A 16,415-nucleotide genomic window follows, 5' to 3' on the forward strand; every position below is an offset into this window, starting at 1 on the left:
GAAATGAGTCAACAGGGGGAAAAATGGGGAAAGTTCTCGATATCACGCCACGCCTAAAAGCTCAGAATTCTTTAGAAAACACCAAAGTAGAGGTTGGGGCGGAAATCCACGATATTACTGAGGCTCGTCAAGAAATCCTGAGCCGGGATCGTCGGGACGTTAAAAGAACAATCTTAACTGAGTTTGTTGGGGCCTTTGTGGTTCTGCCAGAGAAGGGGCTTTTGAAAGCCGCACTCTATGATATTTCTGACAACGGGATGGCGTTTGACTTAGAACTTCTTGAGGGTGGTTTTGCTGCCGGTGAAGAGGTGGCGATGCGTGTGTACCTCAATCATTCAACGTACTTTCCGTTCACTATTCGTGTGACCAACAGTCGCGCCATTGAAGATGAAGGCGTGGTTCGTCACGGTGCTAACTTCGTCAAAGGCACAATGAATGATGTCGCGCTCCATCATTTTGTGAAGTTTATCGAAAATGTCAGTGCAAGCTTAAAAACAGACACGGGTGACGTACTCGTTTCTCACATCTCGTAATTTCATTTTTTATCGCGGTCCTTTTCCGTAGACTTTAGTCCTGCAATTTGTTGCAATTTAGGCTGCAGATATATACTGCAGCCAAACTGCAGTATGCAGGGAACTAAACTACGGAGGGCTGTCCTTGAGCAAATCTAAGCGCAGAAAAATTGTTGTAGATACGAACGTCATTCTTTTCGATGCTCAGGCGATCCTGCGTTTCGGCGAAGCTGATGTTCATATTCCTATCTCTGTTATCGAGGAAGTAGACAAGTTTAAAAGAGATCAGGGCGAGAATGGACGTAATGCCCGTCAGTTCAGTCGTTTTATCGACGTGCTTCGTGCCAAGGGTTCTTTGGCAAGTGGCGTGCAAATCGATAATTCCGAAAGCATGGTTTACATCAATACGGATTTGATGTTGGCGGGAATGCCTTCTGAATTGGACCACCAAAAAGCGGACAATCGTATTTTGAATACAGCGTTGGCTCTGCAAAAACAACATCCCCGCTATAAAGTGGAATTGATCACCAAAGATATCAATCTTCGTATTAAAGCGGACGTGTACGGCGTGGTCGCCAAAGACTACGAGACCAATGATATCAACCGCGATGACCTTTACGAGGGTTATCAAGAGATCATGGTGACTCCAGAACAGATCGACAGTTTCTACAAAGAAAAACGTTTTATCACGGATTTGAAGTTGTATGCGAATCAGTACGTGATCATGAAAGACACGGCGAATTCGAACCACTCTGCGATCGGTCGCTACAGTTTTGCAGAAAAAGCGATTGTGCCTTTGGTGCAAGCGGCGGACTCTATCTGGGGAATTCACGCGCGCAACGTGGAACAGGCCTTTGCCTTGGACTGTTTGTTGAATGATGAGATCATGTTTATTTCCTTGGTGGGTAAAGCGGGAACAGGGAAGACTTTGATGGCTATTGCCGCAGGTCTTCATAAAACTCTTGATCAGGGGCAATTCCAAAGATTGTTGGTGTCTCGTCCGATCTTCCCAATGGGGCGTGATATTGGTTATTTGCCAGGTGACATTGAACAAAAATTGAATCCATGGATGCAGCCGATTTTCGATAACGTCGAGTTTTTGATGGGTGCGGACAAAAAAGCAGCGGGTCGTGCTCAGGAATTAATCAATCAAGGGATGCTCAACATCGAGCCATTGACTTACATTCGTGGCCGCAGCATTCCAAAGCAGTACCTCATTGTTGATGAAGCACAAAACTTGACTCCGCATGAAATCAAGACGATCGTTACGCGGGCCGGTCGTGGAACCAAGGTGGTTCTGACGGGCGACGTTTATCAGATTGATAACCCTTATGTGGACTCAGCAAACAGTGGTCTCACATATGCTGTCGAGAGATTTAAAGGGCATCCGATTGCAGCCCATGTGACTCTCACAAAAGGTGAAAGATCTGAGCTGGCCGAGTTGGCAGCGAATATTCTTTAGGAGTTAAGTTATGACGGATGCAGTAGCAGCAACAGGAATTGACGTCGGTTTTACGGCGTCATTCACCACGCAGGTCACAGATAAAATGGTTCATCAGTTTGCGGATCTTTCCGGAGACCGCAATCCGATTCATTTGGATGATGCCTATGCAGCGAAGAGTCGCTTTGGGCGCCGTATCGCCCATGGAATGATTGTGGGGGCTTTGATTTCCAGAGCTCTTGTCGATGGCCTGGGTGTGGGCGGTATTTATTTGGGACAAAATTTGAAGTTTGTGAATCCTGTTTTTATTGATGACGTCGTCACTGTAACAATCAAAATCACCGGTCTTCGAAAAGAGAAGGGGATTGCGACTGTTGAGACGATGGCCGTAAATGCCAAGGGTGATATCGTAGTGAAGGGCGAAGCCGTCATTATGATGAATGCACCGGCCTAAGAAGGCTTTATGAGCGCCATTTTCCACCTCGTCTATATTAGCGATGCAGCTATGGATATCAGTTACACTGATATCCGCGATATACTTGAGGTGTCCCGTCGAAAAAATGCGCTCGATAACATCACCGGTCTTTTAATTTACCGAGATGGTTTTTTTCTGCAGTTGCTCGAAGGGGAAGAGAAGAACGTGAAGGCTCTTCTCAATAAAATTCGCCTTGATGAGCGTAATAGTGCCCTTCGGGTTCTTATTGAGACCACAGGGGATCAACGTCTTTTTGAGGGTTGGTCGATGGCATTTATGGATGGAGATATTTCTTCAAACTCCACCCAAGATCTTATTGATCTTTTTGATGCTTGTTTGGGGGCGGAAACAGATCGCCGTGATTTAATCATGCTGATGCTGAAGAAGTTTCGCGCCTCCGCTCCGGAATTAAAATAAACAACATTGTTAAAAGGAGATTCCCATGAAGAATCTAATGTCACGTCTTCTATCATCGAGAAATTATAATACCAAATACGACGACATGGCTTTGACGGTTTTACGTGTGTTTATCGGTTTGACCATGGCCTTTTCGCATGGCTTAGGAAAACTTCCTCCGTCAGAAATGTTGATTTCGGGCGTGGCGGCTTTGGGCTTTCCAATGCCCGAACTTTTTGCTTGGAGTGCAGGACTGGCCGAGTTCGCCGGAGGCATATTGTTAGCGATCGGCTTGCTCACGCGCCCCGCAGCCGCTTTTGTTGTTATCACCATGATGGTCGCCGCTTTTGGGGCACATGCCGCAGATCCATTTGCGAAAAAAGAAATGGCCCTTTTATTTCTGTTTTCGTCCTTGTTCTTTGTTCTTCATGGAGCGGGTCGCTGGTCGGTGGATCATCTGATCACAAAGAAGAAATAGCCTATAATAAAACTTAAGAGGTTGAGCTCATGAGTTCAAAATCGAGTTTTTGGCTTTTAATATTTTCTCTTCTGCTTCCGTCCTGGGGGCAGAGTTCCGATTTGAGTTGCCGTCTGAAGTCCCGGCCGGGGCTTACAAAGTTAGAACTCAAAATAAGTGGTGATGCCACCGAGTTGGCAGCGAAACTTAGTGCAAAGGGGTTCTCCTGTGATCGCCCGGCCCCCAGCTATGAACGAGGGGTGCGCTGTCGCGGCAAATTGGCGGCGTATCCTGAAGCCGTTAATATTTTCATCCCCTCGCAGTTTGAAAAGAAGAACTCTTTGCCTGTTGCTTTGCATTTTCACGGTCACAATACCGGGTGCGAGCGAGGAACGCCCGAGTGTCACTTCAATGTGGTCAACGGAGATGGGGACTATGGAAAGTTTTTGACTGACTCTGGGGCGAACACTCTTTTAGTGATGCCCGAAAGTCAGGGACGTGACGATACCTTTAAAAGCTTTTTCAAAAAGCCTCAGGATCTGGATCTTCTGATGAATGCCGTCAAAGAAACGGTAGGTGTGCAGTCTTGGGACTCGCTGTCGTTATCCAGTCATTCGGGCGGCGATGCCGTGATGGACCGTTTGGCCCGGTGGTATGAGTCTGATCAGAAAGGGGCTCTTCTTCAGAAGTTACGAAGTGTCGCCTTGTTTGATTCCTTGTATGCGGATCGTGAAGGGGTGGCGCAGTGGCCTGCGGCGATGAAAAAAGAAAATCCTTCTTCGCGATTTTTGGGTTCTTATGTCGTCGGTCCCGGAGCTTCCACGGTGAAGCACATGAAATGGCTGCGCACCCGAGTGCCAGATACAGAGCAATGGCAGTTTCGCGAAGTGCGCACAACGCATATGGCGATCATGAAGGATGGCGGGATGAGTGACTATCTACGCGACTCTTGCAGATAGCAATAGAGGATGGCTTTTAAAGTGCTCGTAAAAGTTTGTTTTTAAGTAGCTCTTTGAAGGCCTGTGCATCCACAGGTGCCTCAAGAAGTTGTTCAAGGCTGACCATGGTCTCTGTCGTGAACCCACAAGGATTCATTCCACGGAAAGCTTGAGGGTCATAGTGAAGATTGATCGCGGCCCCATGGAACGTCACCCACTTGCGAACACCGATTCCAATCGATGCCAGTTTGCGATTTCCCACCCAGACTCCGGTTTCGTCTGCCTCTGAGTTTGTCTGTGGATTTTTCTGTAAAGATCTTCCTTGGGCTTCGATTTTGTAAGCGCCAAGGACGTCCACGATGGACTCTTCAAAGACGCGCAAGTAACCGATAATTTCACGGTCTCGGCGTCCTTTGCGGATGTGCGCAAGATTCAGAATGGGATAGACGATCAATTGGCTAGGACCATGATAAGTGGCGCGGCCGCCTCGAGAAATCTCCATGACCGGCCCTTGCCACGCGAAGACGTCTCCGGGTTTGGTGGCTCGCCCGAGGGTCACGACGGGAGGGTGAGTGCAAAAAATCAAAAAACCTGGAAGGTCTTCTGTCTGCACCTTCTCCACCAGAGCATTTTGCTTCGCTAAAGCCTCTTCGTAGTTGATGAGACCCCAGTCTTGAAAATCCAAATCCACCATGTCTTCGTTTTGCCATCATCTTACGAAGAAGTCATGCAAACTCTTTGGGGAGGCCATTTTCAGAGGTAATGAAGAACATTTTGACAGCAATTAAGGGGCTTGTGTTGAGGGTTTAGTCAGAAAAATTTCAGAATGAGATTCCCTTGAAAAGCACCCTCAACAGTCGGAACAATGGAAGCATGGATAGGGAGATTGTTATGAAAAATCTAGGACTGATGACAGTTTTTCTTGCAGGGATGATGCTGACAGGATGTCTTGAGAGCGGGCAAGGGACGGAAGTTCCTTCGAATCTGAATAACGGAGACTTCTCTGTAATTACTGATCCAGGTCAAGACACCAGTAATAATGGTGGCGGTCAGAACGGCGGCAATACAACTCCCGATGATGGCGGCAGCTCCACCCCGCAACTGCCCAGTGAACCCGATGGATTCTACATCAACAAAGGGCAAGCTTTGACATCTTCGACCAATCTCATGTTGGATTTCTATCCTCCCTTCTATGCCGCCTATACCAAGGTTTCAGAGAATGACACCTGCACCGGAGGTGTTTGGGCGGGATACGCGGACGTAGGCTCCTTTGTCAGCTCAAAGATCAATCAAAATGTCCCCTTAAGCGTGCAGTTCCGCGATCATGATGGTCGTATGAGTTCTTGTAATGTCAGAAGTATCTTTATCGATCAGGCAGGCCCTGACATTGTCTTTGCGAAATATCCTTCGGCTCCTGTCGAGGAGGGGTTGGATGTGGAGATCGTATTTTCTGTGACAGACCCTGGGGCGGGAGTTGCCGAAGTGACTTGTCAATTCGCCAATACCAGCAAACCTTGTGCTGCCGGACAAAATAAAATCCTCTTCCCTAAAATGGCTGGAGGCGATTACACACTCACTGTTTTGGCTAAAGATAAATTGGGATTTTCTTCACAGAAGTCTGTTTCTTTCAAAGTCTCCTCTTTGTATAAACAGATGGCTCAGAATGTGAAAGTGAATGAGTATAAAAAAGTTGATATCCTTTTTGTCATCGATAACTCGGGTTCCATGGCTTATGAACAAAAAAGCATGGCGTCTCGTGTTCGCAATTTCTTGGATGTCGTGAAGGGGCTGGATTGGCAGATTGCGGTTACAACCACGGACCCTGTTCACAAAACATTGGGGGACGGTCGTTTAGTTCCTCTTTACGGAAAAACGGGTTCATATATTTTGACCTCTTCGGTGTCGGATGCGGACGCTCGCTACACCTTGGGTATGACTTTGCAAAGACCTGAGACAGGAAGTGGCAGTGAACAAGGGATTTACGTTGCTTATCGCGCCATCGAAAGATCCTTGGCGGCTGCTGGAGGCAATACCAACTTTATCCGTCCTGATGCGCAACTGGCCGTAGTTTTGATTTCCGACGAAGATGAGTCTGCGAACGGGCCGAAGAATGATCCTGCGAATTTTGTTAAATTTGTCCAAGATAGTTTTGCCGGACAAAAAAGTATGAGTTTCCACTCCATCATTGCTCGCCCTGGAGACAAAGCTTGTTTGAATGGCGAAGGTTATTCAGCGGGATATCGTTACGAACAGATTTCAAAGCTGACTGGCGGAGTGATCGGGGATGTGTGTGCCACAGACTATGCGGCTCAAGTGCAAGGCATCGCCGAGGGTGTCAGAAAGACGTTGAAGTCCATCACCTTGTCATGTGCTCCGATTGTGGACTCCATGAGATCTATCTTGGTTCTTAAAGATGGTCAGGTTTACAATGGGACCAGCAAGATGGAAGGCCTGAATCTGGTGTTTGACGGAATGTTGCCAGCTGGGAATTACGAAGTGTATTACTCGTGCTTGAAATAAGCGGATCTTTTAAAAAATGAACAGTGAAAGAGGGTCTTTGTGGAGGCCCTCTTTTAGTTTCGCAGGGCCTCAGGGTTTGAGTTGAAAGAAACACCACTTTGACTGACTTTGGTGTCGCTGGGGCGAGTGTCTTTGGTTAAAAGACTTTTTAAAATCAAACGCGCAGGGGTGTCCACCATCAAGGTGAAACCGGTAGGAATCGCGCTATTACGCTCGACAGCTTTGCGCAGATCTGGATTGTAAAGGATAAAATCCTCTTTCGCCAAACCACTGCGACGTAAAAGTTCTTTGGCCCCAATCGGACGTGCTAACTTCACTGTGTGCAGATCCAAAGTCTTTTCATACTCCAGATCTTTAAAAATCTGCTCATGATATTTTTCGGCATAGAGGGCCGCCAAAAATTCACTATAGAAATTTGAAGAGGCGAAGTCGAAGGTGCGAGATTGATAGTTGCCGACAATCTCGGCAAGATCCTCGCTGTCCGCCGCTTTCATCGCACGACGAATTCCTGAAGGACCATGATTCCAGGCGGTGATTGCCAAAGGCCAAGAGCGACGAAGAATCATGTGATTTTCTTTTAAAAGTCGGGCGGCCGCTTCGGTGGCCTTAAATGGGGAATTACGTTCGTCGATGTGCTCATTCACGGTCATAAAGCTTTTGCCGGTGTAGTCCATAAATTGCCAAATGCCGGAAGCACCCACTTTGCTGATGGCGTGTTTGTTAAAGCTGCTTTCGACAAAAGGGATGCGAGTGAGTTCCACGGGAAGTTTATGGTTGCGGAAGATCTCTTCCATGCCGCTTAGATAAAGAGGACTGACTTCAAGGCCTTCCGCGAAGAAGTTCTTCTGGCCGGTTTGCACGCGAACCTTTTTAAGAGCCTCTTGGGCTTTTTCGCTGAGGGTTCCGGGCAAAGCTTCCAGAGCCTTGGCTACGGCGACTTGATATTCATTTTCTTTGTCGATGGCGGCACCATCAGCCAAGTCCTTCAGGGCTGTGCGGATATTGCGAACTTCATCAGCGACAAACTCGTCAGCTTTGACATTGCGAAGCCAACGCACCTTTGGGGTCTCGGCATTGATAATACCTGTAACGTCGACCACCTTAAAAACAATCCAAGGATATTGAGAGTGATGCACCACGCGGTTGTTAGAGTCATAGCGAGTATAGATATCAAACCAAAAACCAACACGGTCCCGTAAGCCAGCGGGGATAGTGAAATCTTCGGAGATACGATCTTGGTAATCATTCAGGATTTCTTCACGGTGATAGACAATATTGGGGTCTTTAGAGAAAACTTCTCCATCCAAAATAAGCTTTTGAATATGCTGTACGATCACGGGCACGTTAACAGAGTTAAAGAGCACCAAAAGAGCTGTCATTCCCACCAATGACTTAAAGACATTGCGAGTGCTTCGTTTTGAGACAAATGATTTGATGGTCTTAATACTTTGTATGCTCTTCATGCCAAACATAAAGAGCAAGAGTGGTGCTAGGGTACTGGGGGACTAACCCCAGCCTATTGGTTCTGAGCCGGCCTGGGTGTCTAAAAGAACGTCAGTGGCAACAAAACACGCGGGTCATCGAATTGGCCTGAATTTGCCTCTCGAATTGAATCAACTATTTGTCAAAATAAGAATCGTATATCTTACCAGTCTTTGGATCGATAAAGAATTGAACACCTCGGCAAAGAGCTATCAGCTTTCCACTGCGACCACTCACAAGGGCATATCCAACCCCTTTTACTTCAAAATCAGGCTCTTCAATGGTCCAAATCTGGTTTCCTTCTTCATCGAAGGCGAATACGTTTCTCATGCTATATTTGACATCCAAAACGACAGCATAAATGTTACCGAAAACCAGTCCTTCTCTGATGCTAGCAGGTAGGTCTATTGTTTTGCCGTTAATCGTTATTGAGGAGTCTCCTCTATTTGCGATCACTTCCATTAAAAACCTCGAAAATCTTAAGACTTGTATCTGATAGCTATTTGTCAAAATATGAATCGTATATCTTACCGGTCTTTGGATCGATAAAGAATTGAACACCTCGGCAAAGAGCCATCAGCTTGCCACCATCCCCATCCACTAAAGCATATCCTACGCCTTTTACTTCAAAATCAGGCTCTTCAATGGTCCAAATCTGGTTTCCTTCTTCATCGAAGGCGAATACATTTCTCATGCTATAGTATGCATCTAGAACAACCACGAAGATATTCTGAAAAATAATGCCGTGACGAATGCTTGCTGGTAGCTCAATTGTTTTACCGTTGATAGATATTGTACGTTCATTTCTTCTTGCTATTGCTTCCACTAAAAACCTCCGAATACGCCATTTAACACATTGATCTTTTTAAAATATTCCGGAAATGGAGTATCCATGAAAAACTGAATCGTTTCACGAGTTCCCCCAAACGCATTCGGTGCAACACGACCCATGAATAGATCTTCGCCAGCGGGAACAACAACCCTCACGTATCTGTTTGGAATTGTCTCCAATGCCAAAGTTTCGGCAATTTCGGCGGGGGTTAGTCCTTTCACGATCTCTGTCGGAATCATCCAGCTTCCGCCAGGTTTTTCCGAGGAAAAGAACCTCACGAAAGTTTTTTCGGAAGATATAGACCCCTTCATTAATCCATATCTGATATCCCAAGACGGCAATCTATAGTTACGAGTCTTCTTTAAAAACTCATTATGAACTGTCGGATCCAGAAAAACAAAGGATTTGAAGTCACGAAGATATTCTAGTAGGATCTTCTCAGATCGAGCAACGATCTCTTGAGCTGTTCCTTTACTGACCTTCGGATTAATAAGTCTTATTAGTCTCCGTCCAAGATCAGTTAGATTTTCGCCATCCGTTTTGAAGTAACCTTTATTGTTCTGTATTAGCTTGCTAAAGCCAGTCATCAAAAATGACACGGATGTGGAGTTTTTAATAATTGGTGACCTGGTCACACTTCTAATCAGTGCGCCTGAACCGATGAAGATTCCAAGACCAGCTATGGCTCTATCAGTATCAGAAAGCTCCTCCCCATTCGGAGTACACAGCATTCGCCCCGTTACTAGCTCACAGAAATCTACAAATTTGCCGACAGGAGTAAATGAAGCTCCCATGCGAAACCCAGATTCTACCATCGCAAGAAGACCTTTTTCTATTTCTTTGCGTGCTTGGGGGGACAGATTCTCACGATCCAAATTGCCGTTGAAGCTGAGTAGATCGTTAAAGGCTCTCATCATCATATAGAAGTTGATCTGATTGATCTTTTGCTGGGCGTCCAGGTGATCTTGAGTATTTTTATTCATTGCGATTCTGAGTTCATCGGCAAAATTTCCGGTCTTAGCTTCTCTTGCGATGAAAGCTTTGATATCAACTGGAATTTGAGCGGCGATAAAGAAGCCATCAGCATCGAAATACTTTTCTATGTTGGCATTTGTATCGGCAACCATCGCTCGAAAGATATCAAGCTCTATGGCACCAGCTTTTCTGCTCTTCAAGCGTTGGAACATTTCAGTTCGAGTGTGTGTCCAGCTTTTAAGAACGGCATCGGCCTGCCGGAAGTTTTGAGTGTCGATACTTGTTTGCAGCTCACGAAGAATATTACTTTTCGTTTTGTCGTAAGCTGTTTTGAGATCTAGCGAAGTCTTCTCTTTCGAGCCACTCAGCATTTGAGCCTCTATGGTTGCTTCAATCAAGCTGAGATTGGGAATAACAATAGGGCCCAAAATCTTGTCATTTGAAAGGTCGTAGGACTTTTCCAGGATAGTCTCAACACTATCTCCGCTGTTACCGCCCAATAAGCTCACAATTTCATTTTCAACCTGTTCTTTGTCAATGCGGGCTCTTAGGCGCAAATCCTCAATCGTAAGTGCGACAACATCAAGATCCTCCGAAATAGAGCGGATTTCGTTGGGTGTGATATTGTCAATGTCTATTCTTGTATAGTGGTCTAACTTTTCTTTAAGATTTTCCAGTTCTTCATTTTGTTTTCGAAGTTCCAAATCTAGAGATCTCGACTCCGCCTGTAAGTCTCTAATGCGTTTCTTTAGACCAGGATCAAGCTCCTGAAGATCCATCGTCATCGAACCAGAACAACCACGTGCTCCGAATGTGGAGCCCATGCGACTCTCTTGGCAGACGATCCTTTGGTTTGGCTTTCCATAGTTGGCGTACAGCGTTGATGACGAGCTGCCAGAAAGAGGAGAACCGTCGCCATACCGATATTTCAATTCGATTAGATTTGAGTTCATCTTCAACAAGGACGACGGAAAACAGCTTAAAACTCGACTGCGAATGACCTTTCCTCGGTCATATTCAATGGAGGAAGTGTCGATCTTAAAGAAGAGAGCACGCCCGTTAATATTGGCGAAGTTGGTGTCGGCTTGTTGGGGGAGGGCGATCATTTCTGAGAAGTAGTCTGTTGAGAACTCCAGAGTAAGACAAGTCTGTGTATTAAGGTTCGAGGGCCAAGGTCCCTCCAACAGATTAAAAGTTCTTGTTATTTCGATAGGTGGTCGGAGCCATGCAGTTGTCGGGCAGGCTAAACCCTCGCTAAGGCAAAGCCATTCATCAATACTTTTACTATTTAGTTTATGAAGATTTCCAAGGGATTCCTGATTTTCTAACGCTTTTGAATAAAGATTGTTTGCTTTGCTTTTGTATTGAAGCAGCAACGACTCAATTTCGGATAGGCCCGTCACTTGGCCCAGATCTATCTTATTAATCAACCGGACATTTTCCCGAGCGATTGATGAAATTTGAAGCCTCGTGGAGGTGATTTTTTCATTTAGTGTATCGTAGCTATGGTTGAATCTTTCCAGATGTTGCTGCAATCCATACATCCACTTTTCCGTGGAAAAGGTTGAACCTTCAACAATAAAAGGTGTCGGGATTTTTGTGGGGAGGCCTAGGGCACGTCTACGCTCATCAATAAATGATTTAAGGTGTGGATTTTTGATCAAAAATTGATTTGATTCTTCCTGAGTCCGCTTCCATTCCTTGAGGCTTTGTAATTGAAGAGATACCTGCATCACTGCTGCAGTAAAGTCAAAGCCTTCGCTAAAAGCCAGGTCCATATCGTAAAGCATTTTTCCCAATTGAGCCGAGAGCTTACGAAGCTCGTTGGTCTCTGTTTTTAGGGTAAATAATTTGGCTTTGATTTTTTGAGTTTCAGCTAAATCTTTCGCGATATGAGCTTTTTGTTCCCCGTATCTTGCGATTGCTTTATTGGTAATATTTGTGGTGAATAAGTTAAGTTGTTCCGATTTTTTATTTTCCAGTACTAGTTTATTGCATTCTTTTGCTTGATTAAGCCTTTCCAAGGCCTGTGCATAGTCGACAGCACTTACGGTATCTTCCATTGGTAGATCCGGGGTGGGATCGCATGCGTTAACTTGAGCATAAACGATATATCGAATAGCTATATTGGAGCCGGGTTTATTGCATATTGGTCCGAAACACCCGCAGTCATCGTTGCTATCTGCCTTGGCAGTGATGAAGACGGTTTTAGATCTGATGTCGTACTTATGTGTATAGGTTCTGCGGCCGTTCTCACTCTCCACGATGACCTGGGTGTGCGAATAGGCATAGGGAACATTCTGAGGGATGGTCACGGTCGTCCCAACGGTTCGCTCCCCAGCACATTGCGAGGAGATTGCAAGACGGCCTTCTTTGATTACCGCTAACTCTGGTGCCTGAGCCATGATATCGCCACCGATTAGAAAGCAGATCAGTCCCCCAATTTTGGCAAATTCTTTGATCCTCATGGCAAGATTCTCCCTTGTGAAAGCCTCACGACATTTTCGAATGCAAGTCCTCAGCCAAGCTCCAGTTCGCCTATGTTCTTTATAAACAGTTTCTTATGTTTACATGGTAGGCATTAAGGCCATTTTTTACAGGTATGCTCTTTGCTCATGTAGGTCCAAAAGACAAAATAAACAAATACCTAAAGGTTTATTTGAGTCTGAGGTCGTGAAGATCGCATTTTGTGTCACTGTGTAGACACGGTGATACTATAGAGAGGTTAGAATGATACGTGCCACGGTTGCAGTTCAAACCGGTAGGGTGATTCATCTTGCCGGGCGAAGACAGAAGGATATTGCGAAAGAGGCCAATATCACTGATGCCACCCTCAGTCGTTTCCTGGGGCAAAAGGCCGATATAAAGCTTTCGACTTTCGAGGCGATTTTATCTTGTTTAAAAATTGATCTCTCAGATTTAATCCAACGAGAAGTCTCAAGGATTCTGGGGCTTAGGGAAGAGCGCAGCAGGGGCGATGTGGACCAACTGTTGGCATCATTGCCTAAGTCAAAAAGAAAGAATGCGCTTGAACACTTGTTGGTATTATCCAAGGGAGTCAAATCCCAAGAGATCCAAGAGATTCGTTTAAGACTCGAGCATGAATTAAAGAAATAAGGAGAAGACGGTGTCTAATAAAATTGACGTCTCGAAAGATACACGAGTGGATACGCCGCGAACCTTTATTGAAGATATGGGTTCTATAACCTTTAAGGAAGAACATGTCCGAGAGGTGGCTGAATCCATGTTGATGAGGTCCATCCTGGGGCTCATTGATTTAGATGGGTTTGAGGCCTCGGTCGAGTGGCTTCAGAAGCATCTTAATTGGGCCGACCCCAAAGAGGTCGAATATGCCCTGCAGGATCTTCAAGAGTTTGGAATGTTAAAAAGTAGACCGGATGGAAGTTATATCTCTTTTGGTATAAATTTCGATGAGTATCTGTCTCATATCGACAGCGTTGCGGCACAATATCTTTTTTCTAGTGAACTGGGTCAACTCATAAAGAAATGTCCGAATATAATTAATACTCAAACCACGGGCACCTATCTTTGGAATGAAGAAATATATAGGAAGTTTTCATCAGGGATCGAGATCCTAATTTCTCAGGCAAATATGGAGGCTCGCAACTCTTCAATAAATGACATGCTTGTGGGTTTCAATTTTTCAATGACCGAGTTAACACGGCCAGTCCCGGTCAAGTCACGAAAGGGAGAGTAGTATGAAAAACCTTTATTTGATCTTAGTCTCATTGTTTGTCTTTTCTACTTCATTAGCTGGAGGTACGGGCTCAACAAGTACCGGAGGAACTCGTCCAACGCCCAATAACTTCAGTCTCCATTTGGAATCTGTGGAGATGGTTAAATTTAGAAATGTCCGAGGCAAGCAAGTGGAGTTCTATTTTAAAGATAAAAGCCGTCAAACTCCTGATTTATATCAGGTCAATATCGAAGAGATTCGCGGGAGATACATCGAAGCCCTCAAGAAATCCGAAGCAGCAAAGACTTGGGAGATCGTTCCAGAAGGGATCGAGGAGTAAATGTTGGCATTGGTGTGCGGTCCGGACATTCAAAGAGGAACTACATGAAAACCAATTTGTACATAGTTAATATTAAGGAATCTAGGATCATATCGGGATTACTATCAATTGTTTTCATACTTAGCATGGTAACTGGCCTGCAGGTTTCTATGACAGGGTATATGATGGTCCTATTTCTTTTTGTTATGTCTAAATGTGAACCAGTGGAGGCTGTTCAGGGGGGGGCCGCTCTGGGTTTGGAAACCAAAGACTTATTTATTCTTAAAAGAGTTTTTATGTTCAACAATGAGAATTTTCACAAGAGACTATACTATTTCAATCGGTTCGGAACGTTTATGATACTGGCGGGCGTTATTCTTCATGATGTTCTTGTGTATCTAAAAATTATAGATCCTGTGTGAGGATAGCTATGTGGGCAGCGCTTGGCGGATCACCTTTGCCATTGAGATGAGTTTGTATTGAGGATTTAGCCAGACCTTAATGAAACGCTCTTAATACGAAGGAACCGTCAAGCCTTGAGCTCGGACAAAGTCAAAATATAGCTCGACTGCTGATAATTCTTGAGGAATGGTGGATTTGTCATAGATCGCCAAAGATAAAATTTTTCCGGCAAATTTGATGGCATTTGGCTCGGTTGAGTCTGGATCATAGACCACATCAATAGTCATATCTTTTGAAGAGATTTTGATAATTCGATCCTGGTCATATTTGAAGTCCAATCGTTGTCCATCCGGCTTAGCGAGGGATACAATTCGATCCTCATCGTCATAGCCGAAGGTATACTTTATCGAATCTATTGTTTTACCCAGAGCGATCGTTTCCAAAGAAACTTCTGTGACAACATCACGCGAAGACCCTGTCTTGTATTTATATGTTTTTGATTCAAAGGGGTTACTAATCTTAATAATGTGCCCGCGCTCATTTCTTGAAATTTGGGTTACGATCTTGGCAATTCCTGTTTTATTAGGGCGGTATTCCGTGACCTCGACTACATTGCCGTCATTGTCGTATTTGAATTCTCGTCGAACGCCGTCCACATCCACATCTGCCGCAACAATTCGGCGATGATCATGAGCATAGGAGTATGAGTACCTTCTCTCAAAGACGACGCCATGATCGCAGTTCTTTTTTACATCCACTGTGTAACGTGGGGGTTTCTTTGCGCCATCAACCTTATAAGCGTAATCCTCTGTACAAATGTTGGTGCCCTTAAGGGATTTTACCCAGTCATTTGAATTATATTCGATCTCGGCAAAATTGTTCCCTGGCCAAACGGCCTTGGTGAGGTTGTGCTCCTTATCGTAACTGTAGGTATACGTGTTCCCCCAGGAGTTTGTGGCGCTAACAAGGTTAGCGTCTTTGTATGTGTACTCTGCAATCTTCTCTTTCTGTTTTTGTCCACCTTTTTGGGGAAGATGGGCAGTAATGGAAGTTATAAATCCGTTTTGATCTGTCTCGGTCGTCACAATGCGGCCGCCACTATCCTGAAGGCTTTTGATCATCCCTTGTTCATTGTATTTTAGAGCAATATAGTCGTCATGTTTACGAATCTCTGACAATTTTCCGCTGGAGCTGTACATTTCTGTGGTCCCATCAGCGAAGGTGCGAACATAGCTTGATCCACTCCTTTTGAAGATTCCATCGTGAGTTTTTGGAGATTTAAATACAGTCCCCGTCTTTTGAAAAACAACCTCCTCGCCCGATCCGCAGTGATTAACAGCAATGGAGTTTTCACTTACAGTGATTGCCGTTTCTAAATCTGAACACCATCCAAAGCCAAACCAGCCTTTGCTATTGGAACGGCTGTTATAGGTGCGCTCAAGTTTGATGTTTAAGTCTAAACCTTTTCCTTCGTAATCTACCCATGAGTGTATGAATGATCCGCTAGAGGTATCAACAACTGCGAGAGCTGGCGGAACAATCATTGAAGCCAGTAAGGCGGGGACAATCTTAATCATGAGATCTCCGATCAACATTAATTATCAACCCAAATCAATGGTCCTGTAAAAGAAAAAGGTTCGACTTAGACTGAGGTGTTAATATAAACTAGTTTATAGGTAGGTATAATATGTTCCGTAAGTCTGCTTTCGCAATTCTTATATTTATTCCACTTTTTGCCAAGGCCTCCGATCCAAATCTTAATAGTTTCAAAAATACAGGAGAATGCTCAGAGCTTGGCGGAGATAAGAATTGTGTTTATTGTCCGATTAAGAAGCGCTTTCTCAGTTTGGGAACAAATTCTAAAGATCAGACACCCAAAGATGAAGACTACGAATATATAAATGCTAATGAGAAGTCAGAGGAAGGAACTCGATAGTGAACTTCAGAAGACTTCTTTTTTTCGTATCAA

Annotated in this window: 17 protein-coding genes; 11 read left to right on the forward strand and 6 right to left on the reverse strand. The window is 44.8% G+C overall.

The window, feature by feature from the left end; genetic code table 11:
- The first annotated feature begins 23 nt into the window (after positions 1-23).
- The 6 genes from ACM64D_RS10445 (at position 24) to ACM64D_RS10470 (ending at position 4,240) form a co-directional block, all read left to right on the forward strand.
- On the forward strand, positions 24-533 hold the full coding sequence (locus ACM64D_RS10445; RefSeq protein WP_415063157.1) for a PilZ domain-containing protein: 510 nt from the start codon (positions 24-26) through the stop codon (positions 531-533).
- Positions 534-657: 124 nt separating this feature from the next.
- Positions 658-1,974: a PhoH family protein gene (locus ACM64D_RS10450; RefSeq protein WP_415063158.1), complete on the forward strand. Its 1,317-nt coding sequence runs from the start codon at positions 658-660 to the stop codon at positions 1,972-1,974.
- Between the two features lie 10 nt (positions 1,975-1,984).
- Positions 1,985-2,407 (forward strand): MaoC family dehydratase, encoded by a 423-nt coding sequence (locus tag ACM64D_RS10455; RefSeq protein WP_415063159.1) that lies wholly within the window; start codon positions 1,985-1,987, stop codon positions 2,405-2,407.
- A gap of 9 nt (positions 2,408-2,416) precedes the next feature.
- Positions 2,417-2,845 carry a BLUF domain-containing protein gene (locus ACM64D_RS10460; protein ID WP_415063160.1) on the forward strand — a complete coding sequence of 143 codons (429 nt, stop codon included), beginning with the start codon at positions 2,417-2,419 and terminating at the stop codon, positions 2,843-2,845.
- 25 nt (positions 2,846-2,870) lie between these two features.
- A complete protein-coding gene (locus ACM64D_RS10465) occupies positions 2,871-3,302 on the forward strand; it encodes a DoxX family protein (protein WP_415063161.1) in 432 nt (143 codons plus the stop codon).
- A gap of 29 nt (positions 3,303-3,331) precedes the next feature.
- Positions 3,332-4,240, forward strand: coding sequence for a hypothetical protein (locus tag ACM64D_RS10470; RefSeq protein WP_415063162.1), 909 nt, complete (start codon positions 3,332-3,334; stop codon positions 4,238-4,240).
- 16 nt (positions 4,241-4,256) lie between these two features.
- Here ACM64D_RS10470 and lipB read toward each other — a convergent pair whose 3' ends face one another.
- Entirely contained in the window at positions 4,257-4,913 is a 657-nt protein-coding gene (gene lipB / locus ACM64D_RS10475; protein WP_415063163.1) for a lipoyl(octanoyl) transferase LipB, read from the reverse strand.
- Between the two features lie 197 nt (positions 4,914-5,110).
- Between lipB and ACM64D_RS10480 the strand changes: the two genes are divergently transcribed.
- Entirely contained in the window at positions 5,111-6,739 is a 1,629-nt protein-coding gene (locus ACM64D_RS10480) for a hypothetical protein (protein WP_415063164.1), read from the forward strand.
- 53 nt (positions 6,740-6,792) lie between these two features.
- Here the strand turns inward: ACM64D_RS10480 and ACM64D_RS10485 are convergent, their stop codons facing one another.
- From ACM64D_RS10485 to ACM64D_RS10500, 4 genes are all read right to left on the reverse strand, one after another.
- Positions 6,793-8,202 carry a lytic transglycosylase domain-containing protein gene (locus tag ACM64D_RS10485; RefSeq protein WP_415063165.1) on the reverse strand — a complete coding sequence of 470 codons (1,410 nt, stop codon included), beginning with the start codon at positions 8,200-8,202 and terminating at the stop codon, positions 6,793-6,795.
- 154 nt (positions 8,203-8,356) lie between these two features.
- Complete coding sequence (locus tag ACM64D_RS10490; RefSeq protein WP_415063166.1) at positions 8,357-8,683, reverse strand: hypothetical protein; 327 nt, start codon at positions 8,681-8,683, stop codon at positions 8,357-8,359.
- A gap of 37 nt (positions 8,684-8,720) precedes the next feature.
- Positions 8,721-9,047 (reverse strand): hypothetical protein, encoded by a 327-nt coding sequence (locus ACM64D_RS10495; RefSeq protein WP_415063167.1) that lies wholly within the window; start codon positions 9,045-9,047, stop codon positions 8,721-8,723.
- Positions 9,047-12,496 (reverse strand): hypothetical protein, encoded by a 3,450-nt coding sequence (locus tag ACM64D_RS10500; protein ID WP_415063168.1) that lies wholly within the window; start codon positions 12,494-12,496, stop codon positions 9,047-9,049. The genes ACM64D_RS10495 and ACM64D_RS10500 overlap by 1 nt, the downstream gene beginning before the upstream one ends.
- Before the next feature lie 262 nt (positions 12,497-12,758).
- Between ACM64D_RS10500 and ACM64D_RS10505 the strand changes: the two genes are divergently transcribed.
- The 3 genes from ACM64D_RS10505 to ACM64D_RS10515 are packed head-to-tail and all read left to right on the forward strand — an operon-like array spanning position 12,759 to position 14,065.
- Positions 12,759-13,145 carry a helix-turn-helix domain-containing protein gene (locus tag ACM64D_RS10505; RefSeq protein WP_415063169.1) on the forward strand — a complete coding sequence of 129 codons (387 nt, stop codon included), beginning with the start codon at positions 12,759-12,761 and terminating at the stop codon, positions 13,143-13,145.
- A 10-nt stretch (positions 13,146-13,155) separates the two neighbouring features.
- Positions 13,156-13,746: a DUF4423 domain-containing protein gene (locus ACM64D_RS10510; RefSeq protein ID WP_415063170.1), complete on the forward strand. Its 591-nt coding sequence runs from the start codon at positions 13,156-13,158 to the stop codon at positions 13,744-13,746.
- A gap of 1 nt (position 13,747) precedes the next feature.
- A complete protein-coding gene (locus tag ACM64D_RS10515) occupies positions 13,748-14,065 on the forward strand; it encodes a hypothetical protein (RefSeq protein ID WP_415063171.1) in 318 nt (105 codons plus the stop codon).
- 491 nt (positions 14,066-14,556) lie between these two features.
- Here ACM64D_RS10515 and ACM64D_RS10520 read toward each other — a convergent pair whose 3' ends face one another.
- The gene (locus ACM64D_RS10520; RefSeq protein ID WP_415063172.1) at positions 14,557-16,023 is read right to left on the reverse strand and encodes a DUF6531 domain-containing protein; all 1,467 of its coding nucleotides are present in this window, start codon (positions 16,021-16,023) and stop codon (positions 14,557-14,559) included.
- Positions 16,024-16,133: 110 nt separating this feature from the next.
- Between ACM64D_RS10520 and ACM64D_RS10525 the strand changes: the two genes are divergently transcribed.
- On the forward strand, positions 16,134-16,382 hold the full coding sequence (locus tag ACM64D_RS10525; RefSeq protein ID WP_415063173.1) for a hypothetical protein: 249 nt from the start codon (positions 16,134-16,136) through the stop codon (positions 16,380-16,382).
- The last annotated feature ends 33 nt before the right edge of the window (positions 16,383-16,415 follow it).

It is taken from the genome of Bdellovibrio sp. (assembly GCF_047637665.1).
Lineage (GTDB): Bacteria > Bdellovibrionota > Bdellovibrionia > Bdellovibrionales > Bdellovibrionaceae > Bdellovibrio.